14 protein-coding genes and 1 pseudogene are annotated in these 19,857 nt (G+C 65.9%); 6 read left to right on the top strand and 9 right to left on the bottom strand.

Annotated features, from left to right (window positions below):
* Positions 1 to 10: 10 nt before the first annotated feature.
* Both C6A82_RS01985 and C6A82_RS01980 read right to left on the bottom strand, forming a co-directional pair.
* Complete coding sequence (locus C6A82_RS01985) at positions 11 to 3,193, bottom strand: multicopper oxidase family protein (RefSeq protein WP_105345174.1); 3,183 nt, start codon at positions 3,191 to 3,193, stop codon at positions 11 to 13.
* Positions 3,194 to 3,251: 58 nt separating this feature from the next.
* A complete protein-coding gene (locus tag C6A82_RS01980; RefSeq protein ID WP_233216919.1) occupies positions 3,252 to 3,743 on the bottom strand; it encodes a nuclear transport factor 2 family protein in 492 nt (163 codons plus the stop codon).
* 166 nt (positions 3,744 to 3,909) lie between these two features.
* On the opposite strand from C6A82_RS01980, the gene C6A82_RS01975 reads away from it, so the two are divergent.
* Positions 3,910 to 4,581 carry a GAP family protein gene (locus C6A82_RS01975; protein ID WP_105345175.1) on the top strand — a complete coding sequence of 224 codons (672 nt, stop codon included), beginning with the start codon at positions 3,910 to 3,912 and terminating at the stop codon, positions 4,579 to 4,581.
* Here the strand turns inward: C6A82_RS01975 and C6A82_RS01970 are convergent.
* Complete coding sequence (locus C6A82_RS01970) at positions 4,576 to 5,205, bottom strand: TetR family transcriptional regulator (protein WP_105345177.1); 630 nt, start codon at positions 5,203 to 5,205, stop codon at positions 4,576 to 4,578. The two genes, C6A82_RS01975 and C6A82_RS01970, sit on opposite strands and share 6 nt — an antisense overlap.
* Positions 5,206 to 5,305: 100 nt before the next feature.
* Here C6A82_RS01970 and C6A82_RS01965 point away from each other — a divergent pair, with 100 nt between their 5' ends.
* From C6A82_RS01965 to C6A82_RS01955, 3 genes are read left to right on the top strand one after another with little or no spacing between them, the layout of a single operon-like run.
* Positions 5,306 to 6,346, top strand: a complete 1,041-nt coding sequence (locus tag C6A82_RS01965) for an ABC transporter permease (protein WP_105345183.1) — start codon at positions 5,306 to 5,308, stop codon at positions 6,344 to 6,346.
* Between the two features lie 18 nt (positions 6,347 to 6,364).
* On the top strand, positions 6,365 to 7,531 hold the full coding sequence (locus C6A82_RS01960; RefSeq protein WP_105345178.1) for an FAD-binding oxidoreductase: 1,167 nt from the start codon (positions 6,365 to 6,367) through the stop codon (positions 7,529 to 7,531).
* A gap of 13 nt (positions 7,532 to 7,544) precedes the next feature.
* On the top strand, positions 7,545 to 8,447 hold the full coding sequence (locus C6A82_RS01955) for an aldose 1-epimerase (RefSeq protein ID WP_105345180.1): 903 nt from the start codon (positions 7,545 to 7,547) through the stop codon (positions 8,445 to 8,447).
* Between the two features lie 31 nt (positions 8,448 to 8,478).
* Here the strand turns inward: C6A82_RS01955 and C6A82_RS01950 are convergent, their stop codons facing one another.
* Complete coding sequence (locus C6A82_RS01950; protein ID WP_311101622.1) at positions 8,479 to 9,795, bottom strand: IS110 family transposase; 1,317 nt, start codon at positions 9,793 to 9,795, stop codon at positions 8,479 to 8,481.
* A gap of 334 nt (positions 9,796 to 10,129) precedes the next feature.
* On the opposite strand from C6A82_RS01950, the gene C6A82_RS01945 reads away from it, so the two are divergent.
* Positions 10,130 to 11,377 carry an HNH endonuclease signature motif containing protein gene (locus C6A82_RS01945; protein ID WP_105341883.1) on the top strand — a complete coding sequence of 416 codons (1,248 nt, stop codon included), beginning with the start codon at positions 10,130 to 10,132 and terminating at the stop codon, positions 11,375 to 11,377.
* 4 nt (positions 11,378 to 11,381) lie between these two features.
* Here the strand turns inward: C6A82_RS01945 and C6A82_RS01940 are convergent, their stop codons facing one another.
* From C6A82_RS01940 to C6A82_RS01920, 5 genes are all read right to left on the bottom strand, one after another.
* Complete coding sequence (locus C6A82_RS01940) at positions 11,382 to 11,777, bottom strand: heat shock protein transcriptional repressor HspR (RefSeq protein ID WP_105341885.1); 396 nt, start codon at positions 11,775 to 11,777, stop codon at positions 11,382 to 11,384.
* Positions 11,778 to 11,808: 31 nt separating this feature from the next.
* Positions 11,809 to 12,996 carry a molecular chaperone DnaJ gene (gene dnaJ / locus C6A82_RS01935; protein ID WP_105341882.1) on the bottom strand — a complete coding sequence of 396 codons (1,188 nt, stop codon included), beginning with the start codon at positions 12,994 to 12,996 and terminating at the stop codon, positions 11,809 to 11,811.
* Positions 12,997 to 13,041: 45 nt separating this feature from the next.
* On the bottom strand, positions 13,042 to 13,662 hold the full coding sequence (grpE, locus tag C6A82_RS01930) for a nucleotide exchange factor GrpE (protein WP_105341880.1): 621 nt from the start codon (positions 13,660 to 13,662) through the stop codon (positions 13,042 to 13,044).
* Complete coding sequence (dnaK, locus tag C6A82_RS01925; protein ID WP_311101621.1) at positions 13,659 to 15,539, bottom strand: molecular chaperone DnaK; 1,881 nt, start codon at positions 15,537 to 15,539, stop codon at positions 13,659 to 13,661. Before dnaK ends, grpE begins: the two co-directional genes overlap by 4 nt.
* Before the next feature lie 158 nt (positions 15,540 to 15,697).
* Positions 15,698 to 18,742 carry an AAA family ATPase gene (locus C6A82_RS01920; protein WP_233216892.1) on the bottom strand — a complete coding sequence of 1,015 codons (3,045 nt, stop codon included), beginning with the start codon at positions 18,740 to 18,742 and terminating at the stop codon, positions 15,698 to 15,700.
* Between the two features lie 65 nt (positions 18,743 to 18,807).
* Between C6A82_RS01920 and C6A82_RS01915 the strand changes: the two are divergent.
* Positions 18,808 to 19,857 (top strand): annotated as a pseudogene (locus C6A82_RS01915) (M48 family metallopeptidase).

The raw sequence follows: 19,857 nt of genomic DNA, 5'->3' as shown, positions 1-19,857 counted from the left end.
CCGCCCGCCCTCAGCGACCGGCCAACGGCGCCGCGGCGGCGACACCCGGTATCACCGGCAGGCTCGCGATCTGCTTCGGCGCGACGGTCTTCGCGTCAGGGGCGGGACGCTGCAAGGTGTACTTGCGAACCTCCTGACCGCCGGGGGTCATCCCGGCCACCAGTAGGTCCGCCCCGTACTCGGTGCTGCTCGTCGCAACCGTCGCACCGGGTTTGGCACCTTGGAACGGTACGAATGACGAGATCTCGGCGTACTTGACGTCTTCTTCGTGATGGTTCGGGTTGTCGAGATACATCGTGGGCTGCCCGTCGAGCTTCGACCCGCTCGACCACACCCTGACCCTGCCGTCCCCGGCGAGCTGGCTGGTGACGATACTCATCGCACCGCCCTCGGCGCCCGCCACCCAGCCAGCGGACAGCGCAACGCCGCCGGAGTAGTCCTCGTCGTAGGCCATGAATTGTGACGTCATCGCCGGATCGCTGGGTTTCCCCGAATGGTGTTGCGTGGCCGTACCGTTGGCCTGCGACTTGGCCGTCGGGGTGAACAGATCCCATCGGAACGACTTGATCAGCGGTGTGTCTCCCGGTCCAGGAGCGGTCACGACGCTCTCGCGTCCGGATCCCGCTTCGACCAGCCCGGTGGCGAGGCTGACTCCGGATCTCGAACCCGGGTACGGGGTGAAGGTCGAGAACACCTCAGGCGCCTCGCCGGGCTCGGCCGGCAGGCTCGACGAGAAGACCTTCACCTGGGACTCCATTCCCGGGCCGGAGCCGACGATGATGTTGTCGGCCAACGAGTTACCGTCGATGTCGGCACCGGCGACGGTCACCCCGCCCGTGGAGTCCGCGCCGAACGGGGCGAACCTGGTCATCTCGGTTCTGAAGAGCCCGTCGGCGGTGTCGTTGCCGTCGTACGCCACGACCTCCGGTGAGGCCCCTCTGCCCGTGCCCGCGACGAGGTCGAGGATCATGTCCCCATTCACGTCGCCCATCGCCACCGAGGGAGTGCCCTCGAAGTCCGGGAACGGGACGACCGTCCGAAGCACTTTGTCGCCGTTGCCATCACGCACCTGAACCGAGGCCGGCCTGCCCTTGGCCCCCGGTATCGCGACCGCGTACGTCGACAGTTGTGGGATGACGTTGATCAGCGCCATCAGCCCGTTGTCCTCGTGGTTGAGCCGGTGGCAGTGGATCACGTAGGTGCCCGCGTACTCGAGGAACTCCTGGCGCAGTGTCAGCGTCGCGGGCGTGCTGACGACGTGCTTGTCGTCGAAGACCGGCGCGGGCACGTTGACGTTGTCCAGCCCCCACGGTTGCACACCGGTCTTGCCCCGGTGGGGGTCGTCGATCTCCATCACTTGAAAGTCGTTGACGTGGATGTGCATCGGGTGTGCATCATTGTTGAAGTTGGTGATGCGCCACTCCTCAACCGAGTTGAGCCGCGGTTGTATCAGCGCGACATTCGGGAAGGCGCTGTCGTCGAATTGGTAGATGACGGCCTTGGGGTCGTTGTTACTGGCTTTGTCGCCGCCGATGGTGTCGGTGATCGTCAGTGCGCGTTTGACGGCGGGCGTCATCACCGAGGTGTCGACGAAGGACGTGAACGCGTCGAGGTTCTGGCCGGGCTCGAATACCGTCGTCCGTCCTTCGCCGCTGGTGTCGGGCGTGGCGTGGATCAGGGTCTGGGTGGGGAACACGAAGAAGCCGTCGGCGTAGCTGATGTACTTCGGGTCGACGGTCAAGGTGCCCAGCACAGCGGGCGGGTTCTTGGTTCCGTTGTTCGTGTACAGCACACCGGGATTCACGATCTCCCTGGCGCGGGGATCCGGCGGGAACTCCAAGACGAGGTCACCCTCCTTCGGCATGCTGACCGCGATCGCATACCGGGATCCCGGCGGGATGTCGAGCGTGGTGCCGTCGCCGTATACCGGCTTGCCGACCTGCGTGTAGGGATTGCCGTCCTGGCCCACGATGGTGATCTTGGGGTGGTTGCCCGTTGCCGTTTCGGTCAAGCGCACCGTCATGTAGGCGATGTCGCTGATGTTGGCCACCGCCCAGATCTCGGTCTGGCCCGGCTTGATCTTCAAATCCGGCTGGAACTGGCCGTTGATGGTGAATTGCACGTCGCGCTGGTTGTCCGGCAGATTCGGGTTCTCGCCGACTTTCTCGGTCGGGCTGTCGAAACCGATCAGATTCGAGGGCATGAACTGGGTTTGACCGCGGTTGTTGTGCGGCGACAGCGGTCCCTGATACCAGGGCGTGATGTACTTGGCGCCCTCTGTGGTGTCGGCGATGTTCACCGGCGCGAGAATCGGCTGATACGTCCCGTCGGCCAGTTGTGAGCCGTCGGCCGGCTTGACCGTGCTCACGAACTGCGGCCACGTGTAGTTGCTGAGTTGATGGCCTCTGCCCTTGCGGTCGAAGACGAAGTTGTACTGAATCGCCATGTCCCGCACCGGAATTTTGTTCTTCGTGACGATCGGCAGATTGCCGTCGGGCCGCCCGATCTCGAGCAGCCCGGCCAGGCCGGCGTAGGTCTGCTGCGACGTCATCGTGTGCCGGTGGCTGTGATACCAGTACAGCCCGTTGGGCATCGTCTTGGGGACGTCGTAGGTGTAGGTGTTGCCCATGCCCGCCGGGATCGACAGAAGCACGTTGTCGGCGTTGCCTTGCGGGCTCACGTGCAGTCCGTGGGTGTGCAGATTGAGCGGCGTCTCTGTCAACGGCGGCGGGTAGATCGGCACCTCGCCGTTCTTCGGCGTGAACGCCGGATCGTAGAAGTCACCGATGTCGAGATTCTGGAGATCGTTGTCGTAGTGGACGATCAGCTTCTCGCCGGGTTCGACGCGCAGCGTGGGTCCCGGATAGAGGTGGTCACCCTTGGTGGAGCCGTCGGAGCTGGTGCCCTTGATCATGTCGAACCCGTAGGTCAGGAAGTTGGTGACGGGTTCTTTGACCGTGTCGAGATTGACGGTGGACTGGTGCGCCGAGAGCCGAACCTCGAGGACGCCGTCCTCACTCGAAAGCCGGACCGGCTCCTTGAACGGCGCGGGCTCGCCGTCCGCACCGGCGTTGACGCCTCCCTGTGGCGCAGGCACGCTGTTCTGCTTGCCGCATGCGGTCGTCATCGCGGTCATCGAGACGACGACGGCGAGCGCAATGACCGGGATTGACTTGGCGCGGAGGCGTCGCATAGCAAAAAAGGTACTCAGCCCCGCTGACGACCGCGGCAAATCTGCCACAACGGTATGGCTACAGCGTTGTCTCCTGGGCCGAGAGCGCGAGCCACCTGCCGTTCTGAAGCTGGAAGACGTCGGTGAACCTCTCGCGCGCCAGCACCTTGCCGTCGTCGATCAGCGTGTTGACCCCATGAATGACCGCGGTGTCGCCCGCGATGTCGACGAGTTGTTCGGAGGGGTTCATCGTGAACGACACCTTTTCGACGCTCGCGATCTCCAGCGCCCGATCGAGCAGTTGCCCGTCGGAGTTGATGTGCTTGAAGCTCGGCGCCAGAATCGATTCCACGGTTGCGCGGTCGCCGTCGGTGATCGCCGTCAGCCAGCGCCTCTCCTGTGCGAGCACATCGGCGCAAGGGGGGTCACCAAGTGCTAGCGGCGAATTCGACAGCGCATCCGAGCAGCTGTCCGCCCACGCGGTGGCCTGCGGTGCGACCGTGAGAACAGCCGCGGGCGCCGCGAAGGCCACGAGCGCCATTGCGCATTCGCCCAACACAGATCGCGTCATGGATCGCCAGTATGTCAGCCAGGCAATTCCTACGGCGGCAAATCAGTCATCGACTCGCCACGCAGGTGCAACCGCGGCATCGGCAAATGGTGGAACCGATCGCCACCACGACGGCCTGGCGGCTTGCTACGTTCTGCAGAGGGATGGTGCGACGAAAGGGCCGTCGATGTCGAGCAATTGGGGATCGGTGCTGACCGACCTCGTTCCGCTGGGACTGGTCGTCGCGCTGTCGCCGTTGACGATCATTCCTGCCGTGCTGGTGTTGGATACCGCCCGACCGCGGCCCACGGGCCTGGCATTCCTGACCGGCTGGCTGTTCGGGCTCGCGGTCTTGTGCTCGGTTTTCCTCGAGGTGTCCAGCCTGGCGGGCGGCCTGCGTGAGCGGCCGCCGAGCTGGGCGTCGTGGCTGCGCATCGTGGTGGGCGCGGCACTGATCGTGTTCGGTCTCGTGCGGTGGTTGAGGCGCAATCGGTCCGCCCACACGCCAGGCTGGATGAACAGCATGAAGCAGTTCACCCCGGCCAAGGCGGTCCTGGTGGCGGCGGCGTTGAGCGTCGTCAATCCCAAGGTCCTGTTCATGTGTGCCGCAGCAGGTTTGGCGATCGGAACCGCGGGTCTGCGGGCGCCGGGCACGTGGAGTGCCGTGGTGTGGTTCGTCCTGGTCGCCGGGTCGACCGTGGCCATCCCGGTCCTCGCCTACGCGGTGGCGGGCAGTCGCCTCGACGAGCCACTGGCCCGGCTCAAGGACTGGATGGAACGACGGCACAATGTCTTGATCGCCGCAATCCTGGTGGTGGTCGGGGTCATGGTGGCCTACAAGGGGATTCACGGGCTATAGCCCGGATAGGCCCAACTCTTCGGCGGGTGCGGTGAGATAGCGGGTCACCGACGGCGCTATCAGCCGCACGACGTCGTCGGCCGGAAGTTCCGCCAGCGGCGCCACCTGCATGACATAGCGCAGGATGGCGGTTCCGACCAGATTGGTCGCGGCCAGCAGCGCTCGTAGCCGCGCCTGCTCACCGCCGCCGAGCGCGCCCGACACCGCGGTCAGCACATATCTCTGCATGAACGCGCGGAACGCTTCGTGGGCGTCGGGGTTCGAGGTGGCCGACTGCAGCATCGCGACCATGCTGGCGGCCGTGTCGGGGTGCTCCCAGATCTCGAGGTACGTGCGCACCATCCTGGTGCCGATGTCGCCCTCGCCGTCCGCGAGCGCTGCAGCCAGTACGTCGGGGTCGATGATCAGCCGCAGCGACTCCCTGAAAAGTTCAGCCTTCGATCGGAAGAGGTAGATCACCATCGACGGATCCACATGTGCATCGTTCGCGATCGCCCGCAACGTCGCCTTCTCGTAGCCCTCCCCGGCGAACCGCTGTTTGGCGGCGCGCAATACCGCGTCGCGGGAAACCGGCTCGCCCTGCCGTCTGCCGCGACGACTGGTCGTCTTCGCTGGTGGGGCCATACATCGACACTAGCATTTCAATGGCTGTTGAAAAATGTCCGCTGGGGCGTTACGCTCAGCGACAGAACTAATTCAACGTCGGATGAAAAGTGAGATGGCCATGACGACGAAGTCGCTCCCCGGATACACACACCATGCGGCCGAGGCCCACCAACCGCCTGCCGCGCTTCGCGCGACCGGCATCGTGGCCGTACTGGCAGTGGGCATCGCGCTCGTCGCGATCGCCTTCGCGCTGCCCGCGGCGCGCTCCAAGCCGCACGACGTGCCGATCGGCGCGGCCGGTCCGCAGGCCGCCAGCGGGCTGGGGACCCCACCCTTGGGTAGGGGAGTCGCCGCCATGCTCGAGCAGAACGCGCCGGGCGCCTTCGACATCACCTACTACCCCGGCGAGGCTGCGCTGCGCGATGCGATCCGCAACCGCGACGTCTACGGCGGAATCTCGTTCGGCCCCGAGGGCCGCACACTGCTGATCGCCACCGGCGCCAGTCCGACTGTCGCGCAAGTTCTGAGTCAGGTCGGCAACGGTATCTCCCAGCACGCCGGCGTCGCGCTGAAAACCGAGGACGTCGCCCCACCCACCAGCGACGATCCGCGCGGCGCGGGGCTTGCGGCGTCCGCGCTGCCCATCACGCTGGCCGGACTGCTGCCCGCCATCGCGCTCGTCCTCCTTCTGCGGCGCGAGGTGTGGACCAGGTTGACGGCCGTGGTGGTGTTCGCCGGGCTGGCGGGCCTGACCATCGCCGCGCTGCTGAAGTTCGTGCTCGGCTCGATCGACGCGAACCTGTGGGGCGTTGCGGGCGGGTTGACGCTCGGTGTGCTCGCCTCCGGTCTGACGATGTTGGGCCTCGGCTCGGTGTTCGGCAGGCCCGGGCTGGCCGCTGGATCGCTGTTCGCCCTCTTGCTGGGCAACCCGCTGTCGGGGCTGACCAGTGCACCGGAGTTGCTGCCCAGCGGTTGGGGTGCGTTCGGACAGTGGTTGCCGCAGGGCGCCAACGCCACGCTGCTGCGGTCGACGGCCTTCTTCGACGGTGCGGGCGCAGAAATGGCGATCGCGGTCCTGACCCTCTGGGCTGTTGCAGGTGCCACGCTCGTCGTCATCGCCGCGGTGCGCGACGGCGGACGTGCACACCTGCCCGGCTGATACCTACACTCAAGCGGCGTGGGACTCGACGATCGCGACGGGCTGCGGATGCTGCGCGACGCGATCGACCCACGCCGCGACGGCGTCGAGACGATCCGCGAGTTCTACACCAAGTGGTTCGCCATCGACATGGCGGTGCGCGACCTGTTCCCGCCCGACCTCGGCAACCAGTTCAGGATCTTCAGCCAAGCGCTGACCTGGCTGTTCACCGAGCTCATCGATCAGCGGGCCGAGGAGCCCGTCGCCTTCCTTGCCCAGCTCGGGCGCGACCATCGCAAGTACGGAGTGCAGCAGGGCCAGTACTTCAGCATGCACGAGGCGCTGTACACGACGCTGCGCAGCCGGCTCAGCGAGAACTGGGACGACAAGCTCGACGACACCGCCCGCGCAGTGCTGGATCTGTTCATCGGGGTCATGCACGGGGCCGCCGATGCCGAAAAGGGACCGCCGTTCTGCGATGGGACCGTCGTGGAGCTCAACCGGGTGTCCCGGGACATCTCGGTGATCCGGCTGCAGCTGGACCAACCGCTGGCCTACTTCCCCGGCCAGTACGTGACCGTGCAGGTTCCGCAGTGGCCCCGCCGTTGGCGCTATCTCAGCCCCGCGATACCGCCCGATCCCAGCGGCGCCATCGAGTTCCACGTGCGCTCGGTCACCGGCGGCATGGTCAGTCCCACCGTCGTCGTCGAGACCCAGCCCGGCGACCGGTGGCGGCTGTCGAACCCACACGGCGGCATGCAGATCGACAGGAACGGCGGCGACGTGCTGATGGTCGCGGGCAGCACGGGGTTGGCGCCGCTGCGCGCACTCATCATGGATCTCACCCGGTTCGGCGAGAATCCCAGGGTCCATCTGTTCTTCGGCGCGCGGTATCCGTGCGAACTGTATGACCTGCGCACGCTATGGCAGATCGCGGCGCACAACCCATGGCTCTCGGTGTCCCCGGTTTCGGAGTTCGCGCAGGACCCGCCGTGGGCGGCCGACTATCCCGACGTACAGCCACCTCGGGGCCTGCATGTGCGCCAGACCGGCAAGCTGCCCGACGTGGTGACCCGATACGGAAACTGGGGTGACCGGCAGATCCTCGTCTGCGGAGGACCCGGCATGGTGGCCGCGACCATGGAAACATTGATCGCCAAAGGGGCTCCTGCAGAGAACATTCAGCACGACCCGCTGGCCAGCTGACCCGAGGAGAGAATTGTCTACGACTGAGTCCGTGACGCTGCGCGACCCGTCGTCGTCGCTGACCGCGACCTACGTGCCCGCGGCCGGGATGATCTGCACCTCGTTGGCCGACGCCGGGGTCGAGTTACTCGGTCAACGTCGCGGGCTGGAAGCGTATGTGGCCAACGGTAAGACGATGGGCATCCCGCTGCTCTATCCATGGGCGAACAGGTTGAGCGCCACCACCTATGAGGTCGACGGCACCGTCGTCTCGCTGACCGTCGGCACCGACGGCGTGCGCGCCGACGAGCACGGCGCACCCATCCACGGCGTGCTGGCGGCCTACCCCGGTTGGCGGGTGACAGCCGGGTCGGAGAACACGTTGAGCGCCGAGGTGGACTACGGCGCGGACCGGCGACTGCTGGCGTCGTTTCCGTTCCCGCACATACTGAGCCAGCACATCGCGTTGTCCGACCGCACCCTGACCGTCGACACGACAGTGACCCCCACGACGGCGACTCCGGTGCCTCTGTGCTTCGGCTACCACCCGTATTTCGCGATCCCCGATGTGCCCCGCGAGGAATGGACGCTCACGGCGCCGGCCATGCGGCGGCTGCCCGTGGACGACCGGGGTATCCCGACCGGTTCCTCGGAGAAGTGGAGCGGCGCAAGCGGACCGCTGGGTAAGGCCACCTACGACGACGGCTTCGACGACGTGGCCGATGGCACCGTTTTCACGTTGTCGGGCGGCGGCCGCCGCATCGAGGTGACGATCGAAAAGGGTTATCCGGCGGCGCAATTGTTCGCCCCGCCGGGCGAGAGCCTGGTCGCCATCGAGCCGATGGCCGCCCCGACGGATGCGCTCACCCGCGGCACCTACCGATGCGCCGCCGCGGACAGCCCGGAGACGTTGCGCTTCTCGATCCGCGTCGGCTAGCCGACGCACCCAGTTGAGTTCCTAACTGAAGTCAAGCCACTTGTGGGCTCGTCGTAGGCTTGCGTTTAGCGGGCTGGGATGTTGGAGCGCTTGGCGACTCCTGTGACTCCTGGCCCGCCTTATTGCGGCGCTCACGCATGAGCTTGTGGCGGACGTGGTCGCGCCGGCGGGGATCGAGTTGGTAGCGCTCTTTGACGATGGTTCGGCCTTCGGATTCGGTGATGATGGTGCCGTCGACGTCGCGCAGGACGTAGTGCTCGCCGTTGCGCATGCAGGTCGCGATCCGGGTCAGTAGCTGGGTGGCCAAGTGACAGATCGCCGAGCAATGGTGGCGGTCGCCGGCCATCAGACGCTGGTATTTCGCTGCCAGTTGAGGGTCGATCTTGCGGGCCGCATCGGCTGCGGCGAAGAGTATCTCCCGTAGCAGCGGGTCACCGGCCTTGGTGATACTTGCTTCGATTTTCGACACTCCGGACTGGCTGACCTTGGGAATGAGACCGGAGTAGGAACGGATGGCGGCCAACGAGGTGAACCGGTGCGGATCTCCCAGCCGGCCGGCGATCACCGCGCTGGTCGTCGGCCCGACACCGGGCGCGGAGGCGACGATTCTGTCAGGGTCGGCATCGGCGTAGAGGTTGGCGATGCGCTCATCGATCTGTTTGATCTGGCGAGTCAAGAACAGTGCCTGGTCGGCCTCGTGGGCGATGTCTTCGGCAAGTTCGGCGAAGTCCATGCCGTCCTCACCCCAAAGCGCGAGTGTCTCCTTGGCTGCGGCGATCAGACCGGCGGCGTGATCGGCCCGCCAGACACCGCGGGAGCGGGCGATCAAGAACCTGCTCAAGCGGGCTTGGCCGAGCCGCATCACCGCGTGCGGGTCGGCGTAACGCGCCAGGAATTCCAGCGCCGCGTTGCCGTAGTTTGACCCGAGCACCGCATACCAGGCCGGGCCCAGGAGCTCGACGAGGGCATCGAGGCGGGCATGAACCGCGGTGCGGCGCTTGACCATTGTCGAACGCTGCTTGACCAACCGCCGCAACGGATCAGCCGGTCCTTGCCCGGAGTACTCATGCAGACCATCGGGGTGCAGCAGCGGCAACCGGGCCAGCAACTCGGAGTCGATCCGGTCGTTTTTAGTGTGTTTGGAGTAATACTTGCGCAGATCCGCCGACTGAGTCGTCGGCACCATCACCACCCGCGCGCCGCGGCGGCGGAACCACTCCGCTACCACAATCCAGGCGTTACGAGTGGGTTCGAGCACCACAGTCAGCTCGCCCGGAACATCGAGGTCAAGTTCGGCCCACAACCGTTCCAGATCCGCTGTGCGAGAACAAACTTTCTGCCACGCCACACCGTGGCTCCATCACGGGCCAGCGTCGCCTGATGCGCTGCCCGCACCGCCACGTCGATACCCAGTGTCAACGCCACTTCTGTCTCCCATCAGTCACTTCCCGTTCGCAAGGTGACTGATACTCGCGGCCACGGCCCAGACATTCTCTAAGCAGGAGTCCACACCCCACGGCTGGCTTCCAAGTTCCCGAACAAGGACACCGCTCGACCAGGCACCGAGCTCACGAGCGACCACTCAAATTCCAGGGATCACCACCGGCGTCCCAGTCGGACCCACGACCGCCCGCGAACCCACTCCCACGCTAAATGTCGTACCCCGGTGCTTTGATGGGGTCATGCCTTCGACCGCACCGTCGTTCGTTCCCTCGCCGCCTCGGCAGGCGCGTCTTGAGGGGTTGTTCGAGGAGTTGTCGGAGTTGGCCGGGCAGCGCAACGCGATTGACGGGCGCATCGTGGAGATCGCCGCGGTGATGGAGCGTGACTCGCTGTGGGGTGCCACGGGTGCGCGGTCGGTGGCGGCGTTGGTGGCCTGGAAGACCGGTTCGTCTCCGGCCAACGCGCACACCATCACCGCGATCGCGGATCGGTCGGCGGAGTTTCCCCGCTGCGTTGCGGGCTTGCGGGAGGGCCGGCTGTCGCTGGATCAGGTCGGCGTGATCGCCGAGCGGGCCGCAGACGGCTCCGACGCGCATTATGCGGCGCTGGCCGAGGTCGCCTCGGTCAGCCAGCTGCGCACCGCGGTCAGGCTCGAACCGCGACCGGACCCCGATCGGCAGCCGGAACGACAGCAGTCGATCACCAAAACCAGCGACGGGCAAAGCACTACGTGGCGGATCACCCTGCCCAAGCTCGACGCGGCGAAATTCGACGCGGCGCTGCAATCACACCGGGATGCGTTGATCGCCGAGTGGAAGCGCGATCACGACGACGACCGACGCTCACCGAATCGGCCGCCGCTACCCGGCGCTGTGGAGGCGTTCCTGCGCTTGGTCGAGGCCGGGTGGGACGCCGACGCCGCCCGCCGTCCACATGGGCAGCACACCACGGTGGTGGCCCACGTTGACGTGAAAGATCGCGTCGCGTCGCTGCATCTGGGCCCGCTGCTCAGTGAATCCGAGCGTCGCTACTTGACCTGTGATGCCACCTGTGAAGTGTGGTTCGAACGTGACGGGCAGGTCATCGGCGCCGGCCGGACAACGCGGGTCATCAACCGCCGGCTACGCCGCGCCCTGGAACACCGCCACCCCACGTGTGCGGTGCCCGGCTGCGGGGCCACCCGCGGCCTGCACGCCCACCACATCCGGCACTGGGAAGACGGCGGCCCCAGCGACTTGGACAATCTGGTGCTGGTCTGTCCGTATCACCACCGGCTACACCACCGCGGGGTCATCACCATCACCGGACCCGCTCACGACCTGACCGTCACCGACAGCGAAGGACGACAACTCAGCCCGGGATCACTCGCCCGTCGACCAACGAAACCCCCGCCGGCGGTGCCGCCCTACCCCGGCCCCAGCGGCGAACGCGCCGACTGGTGGTGGTACGACCCCTTCCAACCCCAACCACCACCGACGAACAACTGAGTGATCAGCGGCTTTTCTTGCGCGGCTGCCAGACCACGAGGGCTGTGCTCTTCGGCACGACCGCGATATCGCGGCCCGGCTTGGCGCGCAGCCGGTCGACCTCGTCAGCCAGTTCGGCGAGCCGCGACTGCAGCGCCTCGACCTGATTCGTCAGTTCGATGATCCGTTTGATGCCAGCGAGATTCACGCCCTCGTCCTGCGACAGCCGCTGCACCTCGCGGAGCAGATCGACGTCACGCTGCGAGTAGCGGCGGCCACCGCCCGAACTGCGTTGCGGGCTGACCAGACCGAGCCGGTCATAGGTCCGCAGCGTCTGCGCGTGCATACCGGCCAACTCGGCGGCCACGGAGATCAGGAAGGTCCTCGCCGAATCGCGGTCGTCGGATCGCCTTGCCGCCATCAGTGCGCTCGGTTCCTCGCGCAAACGCTCATCACGCACCCGCCCAACCGGCGCGCGGATCGAATCCGCTTGCCCGCTCGGCTTTTGCGTAGGCCTCCAACGCCTCGGCGGCCTCACCCTCGAGGTTCGGCGGCACCGCGACCTTGACGGTGACCAACAGGTCGCCGTGCCCACCGGAGCGCTTGGGCACGCCTCGGCCGCGCACCCGCAGGATGCGGCCGTCCGACGTCCCCTTCGGCACCCGGACGCCGACCTTGCCCTCCAGCGTCGGCACCGACAGCGTCGCACCAAGGGCGAGCTCGCTGAAGCTGACCGGCACCGTCACGGTGAGGTCATTGCCGTCGCGGCCGAATACCTTGTCCGGCTTGACATGTACGGTCACGTACAGGTCGCCCGACGGCGCGCCGCGCAGCCCGGCCTCACCTTGTCCGGCGAGCCGGATGCGTTGTCCGTCTTCAACGCCCGGCGGGATTCGCACGTTGATGGTCCGGGTCCTGGTGGTGACGCCAGTGCCTTTGCACTCGTCGCAGGGCTGCTCGATGATCGAGCCGCTGCCGCGACACTCGGTGCACGGTTCGGAGAACCCGAAGGCACCCTGGTTGCGATTGACGACGCCTGCGCCGTTGCAGTTCGGGCACACCTTCGGGCTGGTGCCCGGACGTGCCCCGCTGCCATGGCAACTCGTGCACGGCGCCGGACTGGTCAGCCGCAGCGGCATGGCCACGCCTCTGGTGGCCTCCATGAAGGACAGCTCGGTCTCGGTCTCCAGGTCGTTGCCACGCCGCGGCCGGGTGGGCCGCGGTTGCTGTGCGCCACGGCCGAACAGCCCGCCGAACAGATCGCCGATGTTGGCGCCGCCGGTCTGGCCTGCCGCGTCGAACAGGTCGTTCAGATTGAACTCGCCGCCATCAGACCCATAGCCGCCGCCGAACCCGCCGAAGTTGCCGCCGCCGCTGAATCGGCCACGGCCGAAGCCGCCGTTGGCGAAAAGCCGTCGGGTTTCGTCGTATTCCTTGCGCTTGGCCGAGTCGCCCAGAACCTCTTTGGCCTCCGAGGCGGCTTTGTAGCGCTCCTCCGCGGCCGAGTTACCTGGATTGCGGTCCGGATGGTTGTCGGCGAGGATCTTTCGCGCGGCGCGCTTGATTTCCTTCTCGTCGGCATCAGAGGAGACGCCGAGGATTTTGTAGAAGTCCTTTTCAACCCATTCTCGTTGGGCCATAACGCGTCACCTCCTTACCTCTCTCGAGTTGTCGTGAATGTGGTTTTATTCTGCGTCCTCGTCGGGCGTCGTGGCTGCGTTCTGCTCAGTATCCGGTTCCCCGGCGTCGGGCAAGGTGTCTACCACGCCGACCATGGCGTGGCGCACCACCTGATCGCCGACCTTGTAGCCGCGTCGCATCACAGTGCCGACGACGGGATGGGTTCCGTCGCCCTCGTGCTGCACGGCCTCGTGTAGGGCCGGATCGAATTCGTCACCCTCGGCTCCGAACCCCGAGAGGCCCAGTCCCTCCAGCGCGGTCACCAACTTGTCGGCGACCGCCTTGAGCGGGCCTGACTCGAGATCGCCGTGGCTGCGCGCCCGGTCGAGATCGTCGAGCACCGCGAGCAGCTGGGTGATGACAGCAGCCTTCGCCCGGTCGGCGATCAGCTGCTGGTCGCGCAGAGCGCGCTTGCGGTAGTTGGCGAAGTCGGCCTGCACGCGCTGCAGGTCTGCAGTTAGCTCGGCGACCTTGTCGGAGCCGTCCGAGGGGCCAGCGGGAGGGGCTTCCGGCGCCGGCCCACTGGGGGCCGGGCCGGTTGCCTGCTCACGTACCTGTCCGGTTTCGGGATCGACTCGCCGTTTGTCGGTGACGGTCACCGGCTCGTGCGGATCGTTTGAGCTCACTTGTTCTCCCCACCGTTCGGGCTGTCGTCCTCCACCACCTCGGCGTCGACGACGTCGTCATCCGACGCGCCCGACGAACCACCCGGTGCGCCCGCACCGCCGCCCGCGGCCTGCTCGGCCTGGGTGGACTCGTAGATCGCCTGGCCCAGAGCTTGGGACTCCTGACCCAGCTTCTCCATCGCGGACTTGATCGCGGAGATGTCGGTGCCGTTCAGCGCCGTCTTCGCTTCCGAGATGGCGGCGTCGACCTTGGTCAACGTGTCCTCGGGAACCTTGCTGCCGCCCTCGGCTTCGCGCTGTTCCTTGACGAACTTCTCCGTCTGGTAGATCAGCGACTCGGCCTGGTTGCGAACATCGGCTTCCTCGCGACGCGCGCGGTCCTCCTCGGCATGCGCCTCGGCGTCCTTGATCATCCGGTCGATCTCCTCCTTGGAAAGGCCGGAGCCCTCCTGGATCTTGATCGTGTTCTCCTTGCCGGTGCCCTTGTCCTTGGCGGTGACGTGCACGATGCCGTTGGCGTCGATGTCGAAGGTGACCTCGATTTGCGGCACGCCGCGCGGGGCCGGCGGGATGCCGGTGAGCTCGAAGCTGCCGAGCAACTTGTTGTGCGAGGCGATTTCGCGCTCGCCCTGATACACCTGAATCTGCACGGACGGCTGATTGTCGTCGGCCGTGGTGAAGGTCTCCGACCGCTTGGTCGGGATCGTGGTGTTGCGCTCGATCAGCTTGGTCATCACGCCGCCCTTGGTCTCGATGCCAAGGCTCAGCGGGGTGACATCAAGCAGCAGAACGTCTTTCACCTCGCCCTTGAGCACGCCGGCCTGCAGCGCAGCACCGACCGCCACGACCTCGTCGGGGTTGACGCCCTTGTTGGGCTCCTTGCCGCCGGTCAGTTCCTTGACCAGATCGACCACCGCGGGCATGCGGGTGGAACCACCCACCAGCACCACATGGTCGATGTCGGACACCGAGATGCCTGCGTCGGCGATAACGGACTTGAACGGCTGACGCGCGCGATCCAGCAGGTCCTGAGTGATCCGCTGGAACTCTGCGCGGGTCAGCTGCTCGTCGAGGAACAGCGGGTTCTTGTCCGCGTCGACGGTGATGTAGGGCAGGTTGATCGAGGTGCTCTGCGAGCTGGACAGCTCGATCTTGGCCTTCTCGGCCGCTTCACGCAGCCGCTGCATGGCCATCTTGTCCTTGGTCAGGTCGATGCCGCTGGTGCCCTTGAACTTGTCGACGAGCCATTCGACGATGCGGTCGTCCCAGTCGTCGCCGCCGAGGTGGTTGTCACCCGACGTGGCACGGACTTCCACGACGCCTTCGCCTATTTCGAGCAGCGAGACGTCGAAGGTGCCGCCGCCGAGGTCGAAGACCAGGATGGTCTGTTCCTTCTGACCCTTGTCCAGGCCGTAGGCCAGCGCGGCCGCGGTCGGTTCGTTGACGATGCGCAGCACGTTGAGCCCGGCGATCTGGCCTGCCTCCTTGGTGGCCTGGCGCTGGGCGTCGTTGAAGTAGGCGGGGACGGTGATCACCGCGTCGGTGATGTCCTCACCGAGGTAGCCCTCGGCGTCGCGCTTCAACTTCTGCAGGATGCGTGCGCTGATCTCCTGCGACGTGTACTTCTTGCCGTCGATCTCAACGGACCAGTCGGTGCCGATTTCACGCTTGACCGAACGGATGGTCCGGTCGACGTTGGTCACCGCCTGGTTCTTGGCGGGCTGGCCCACGAGCACCTCGCCGTTGCGCGCGAACGCGACGACCGACGGGGTGGTGCGGGAGCCCTCGGAGTTGGCGACGACGACAGGGTCGCCACCTTCCAGTACCGCGACGACGGAGTTGGTGGTCCCGAGGTCGATTCCGACCGCACGAGCCATGGTGATCCTCCTGAGATAGCTTTTGTAGGGTCTGAGTGGACCGCGCTCAAGCCTGCTCCTGCCACGCTTTCGTGTCAAGCCAGACTTGAGCCGAACCGACTCAACTGTTCGAAGTGGTCAACGGGCGGTATTCGGTATTTGTTCCCGGCGGGCCCAAATCAGCCGTAGGCCGCTGCTAACTGCCGTCGCAGCTGCTCAACCGGTCCCTTGTGCAGCACAAAACCCCGCTCTACGGGGACGGCCGCCAGTCGGTCAATCGCCGCTCGCGCTGAGTCGAGGTCGCCGTTCGCGCGGCGCCTGAGTAACGCCTCGACCAGCACCGTGGTCGCCGTGCCCCGGGAGATCATCTCGCCCGTCGCGAACTGCTCGTCGATCGTCGCCTGAGCCAACGCAACCGCTCCGCCCAGATCGCCGATGGCTGCGCGATGTCTTGCGATCTCGATATCGGCGAACCTTCGTAGACCGGCCGAGAGTCGCGCCAGGGTGCCGTAGGCCTCTGTGAGCAGGTCCATACCCTCATCACGGTGTTCGGGTGAATGGTTCAGCAGTGTCACTGCGCGGATCAGCCTGACCAGCGTCATGGGCGTGCTGTCATGGGTTTCGATGCCTGCCCGGAGGAGATCGGCGGTGAAGGCGAGGTCATGGCCGTCAGGGATGTAGAGGCGGTACTGCGTCGCCAGCACATTCTTGTAAAGGGCCGCGTTGCACCGGGACTGGACGTCGAAGGATGCGGCAAGATCCCTCCCCGCATCCATGTCGGCGAGCCAGCCGTCGCGTCCGAGGCACATCTTCGCGGTACCACGCAACGTGTACGCCCACGCGAGCGGGGACGCGACCACGATGTCGCCCATAGCTGCATCACCCTCGGCCAGGTCGATGACACGGTCGGCGAAGGCCAGGCATTCGGAGTTCTCGCCCGCCTCATATTTAGCCTGCGCGGCTGCGCACATGAGCCCGACGGTCATCGCTGGGTCACCGATCGACTCGACGAGAGTGACGAACTCGGAAGCAAGTTCTGAAGCTTCGCCATGGTGCGACATGAACGCCAAGGTGGTGAGGTAGCCGGCCATCCCGATCGCCAGCGATCTCTTGTCACCTGCGCGCGTTGTGAGCTCTTTCAGTTCGGCGAACCCCGTTTCGGCAGGTTGGCCGCCGACACGAAACGTGGTCGCACAGATCACCGTTCGAGGCGCGATCCGCTTAGATAGTCGGTCCGTATCGTCGGCGGGCAACCGGTCGGCGGCATCGCGTGCCCTCAGCCAGCTCCGATACGCCGCACTGTGATCGCGATAGTTCAACCAGGAACCCGCCCTCATGTGCCACACGTACGCCTGACCGAAATCGCCCGCCGCCTCCCATTGACTCGCGAGCAACGCGGCGTTCTCGTCGACCTGTTCGAGCGACGCCGCCAGGCGGCGATGTAGCTTCGACCGGTCCGCGCGCAGCTGGGAATCGTATGCCACTTTCTGAATCAATGGATGACGAAACGCGTACTCGGCATCAGACGCTCCCGCGACATGGTCGATGAGTTCCGCTTCGACGAGATCGGACAGCTCATCATCGGCGATCAGTTTTCGGACGAGGTCAGCATTGAACTGAACGCCGATGACCGCGGCGGCGTGAAGCGCCCGTTTCGCACGCACGCCGAGCCGATCGATCCGTGCACCGAGTGCGGCCTGCACAGTCGCGGGCACGTCGATGTCGGCGACGGGTGTCGTACACCTGTAGGCGCCCCTTGTCCCCGTCAGGACGCCCTGCTCCGCGAGATCACGGACGATCTCCTCGGCGAAAAACGGTACGCCTGAGGCACGTTCGCTGATCAGCCGGGACAGTTCCGCTACGGAAGGGTCTCTGCCGAGCAGTTCTGCGGTCAACTCGGCGCTCTGAAGATCATTCAGCGGCTCGAGCGCGATTGTGTGTGATCCGTCCACGTGTGACAGGGGCCCGCGGTACTCGGGCCGAAAAGTGAAGATCATCAGTGACCGCGTGCGCGGAAGTTCCGCGGCCAACTCGGCCAGCAGACCCTCGCTCACCGCATCGATCCAGTGCACATCTTCAACGACGTAGACGGCGGGACTCGGGTTCGCGGCGACGCCACCTTTCAGAATCTCAACGAGTCGCTTGCGACGCGCATCCGGACTGATGTCCGGCATCGGGACGGTGGCATCCCGGATACCGAGAAGGTCGTAGAGCAGGAGCAGATCCTGTTCATCTCGATCCGTCAGCCGGCGACGGATCTGCGACCTGGCCTCATCTGGGGCCAACCCGCCGACCGTCTCGGCTTTGCGCACTGCGCGCGCGACGACGTGAAAAGGGATGTCATGGGTGTGGGATTCGCAATAGATCTCTGTTACAGCGGATTTCACGGTGTCTATCGACTCGCGGACAAGACGGCTCTTCCCGATACCTGGCGGGCCTACAACGGTCACCGAGCCTCCGCAGCCATCGCGCGCGCGCTTGATCGCCGCTTCGATGGCTGCTCTCTCCCGCTCTCGTCCGATCAGCCGGCAATCGGTGCGAGCCGACCGGTGCCGCTCGCCGTCGACCGCCAACAGCGGATGAGCGGGAATCGGGTCAGCGATGTTCTTGATCCGGACCAACTGCGGTCCACCGAGAGTCACGTCGCCGGCAACGAGCCGCGCGGTCGACTCGCTGAGCATCACGCCGCCCGGCTCTGCTGCGGATTCCATTCGCTGGGCAAGGCCGACCTGTTCACCCGACACCGTGTAATGCATTGGTCCGGCGTCGATTTCGCCGACAACGACTTCACCTGAATTCAGGCCGACCCTCAAGCCGAGCGCGATTCCGTCACGGCGCATCAGGTCTGCAGCCATCGCGTGCGTCTCACTCTGGATGTCCAGCGCAGCAAGGCACGCACGCAGGGCATGATCCTCCAGAGCGGAGGGGGCGCCGAACAGCGCCATGAAGCCGTCGCCGGTGAACTGGTTCATGGTGCCGCCGTAGCGCTGCACGACCACTCCGGAACGCTCGACGAGTTCGGTCATCAGCTCCCGCAGCCGTTCGGCGCCGAGCGTCGCGGCGATCTCCATCGACTTCACCACGTCTGCAAACAACACCGTCACCTGCTTGTACTCGGTGAGCTGTGGCTCGGCCTCCAGCGGTGATCCGCAGGCGTCACAGAATCTGGCACCGGGACGCGGTTCGGCGCCACACTGCCGGCACGCTGACGGTGTTCCCGCCATAACCGGCAGGATAATGCCTTTGAGCGTCCTGGGTGCTGCACTGCAGAACTCCGCGCATACGAAGTATTACGCTTCCCCCAGTGACCGGGCGGACGACCTTTCCCGATATCAGCTCCCGGGCATAGGAGCACCCGGCCGACCGCGTCGCTCTCACCGCGCTTCGCCGCCTCACGGGCTTCGACCAGGTGCTCAAGGTTCTCGCGGTGATGCTGCCCGAGCGCCAGCACCGGCTGCTGTACCTGGCCAGCGCGGCGAGCGTCGGACCCCGTCAATCGCGGACCTCGACACACTTCTCGACGAATGCGTTCACGTGCTCGATGCCGGCGACAAGCCGGAACTCTTCGTGCGGCAGTCACCGCTGGCGAACGCCTACTGCATCGGCATGGACACGCCGTTCATCGTCATCACCTCTGCATGTACGACCTGATGACGCGCGACGAGATGCGCTTCGTGGTCGGCCACGAGCTCGGGCACGCGCTGTCGGGACATGCCGTCTACCGCGCCATGCTGATGCACCTGCTCCGGCTGGCGGACTCGTTCGGTTTCATTGCGCTTGGCGGTTGGGCGCTGCGTGCGATCGTCGCCCCCTGTTCGAATGGCAACGGAAGTCAGAACTCTCGGGGGACCGCGCCGGGCTTCTGCGCGCGCAGGATTTCGACACCGCGATCCGCGTCGAGATGAAACTCGCCGGAGGAAACCGCGTCGACAAGCCCGACTCGGAGGCGTTTGTGTTCAGGCCCGTGAGTACGAGCGCACCGGTGACATGCGCGACGGCGTGCTGAAGTTGCTGAACCTCGAACTGGAATCGCATCCGTTCTCCGTGCTTCGGACTGCGGCACCGTCCCAGTGGGTCGACTCAGGCGGCTACGGCGCCCTGATGGCGGGCGACTATCCCCGGCGCGGCGACGACGGCAGGGCCGGTTTCACCTACGACCTCGGCGCGGCCGCAAAACATTACAAGGACGGCTTCGATCCTCGCAGGACCCGCTCATCAGGGGCATCCGCGAGGGGCTGTCCGGGATCGTCAGAGGAGTCGCCCAGGCGCGACCACGGTCGTCGACTCGATGGGTCGCAAAGTCTCCGAGTGGCGCCGAAACGCCGAAGCCGACGAGTAA

The organism is Mycobacterium sp. ITM-2016-00318, assembly GCF_002968285.2.
Taxonomy (GTDB): Bacteria; Actinomycetota; Actinomycetes; order Mycobacteriales; family Mycobacteriaceae; genus Mycobacterium.
The sequence above is the reverse complement of the archived record's forward strand: the minus strand, read 5'-3'. Positions and strand labels throughout refer to the sequence as shown.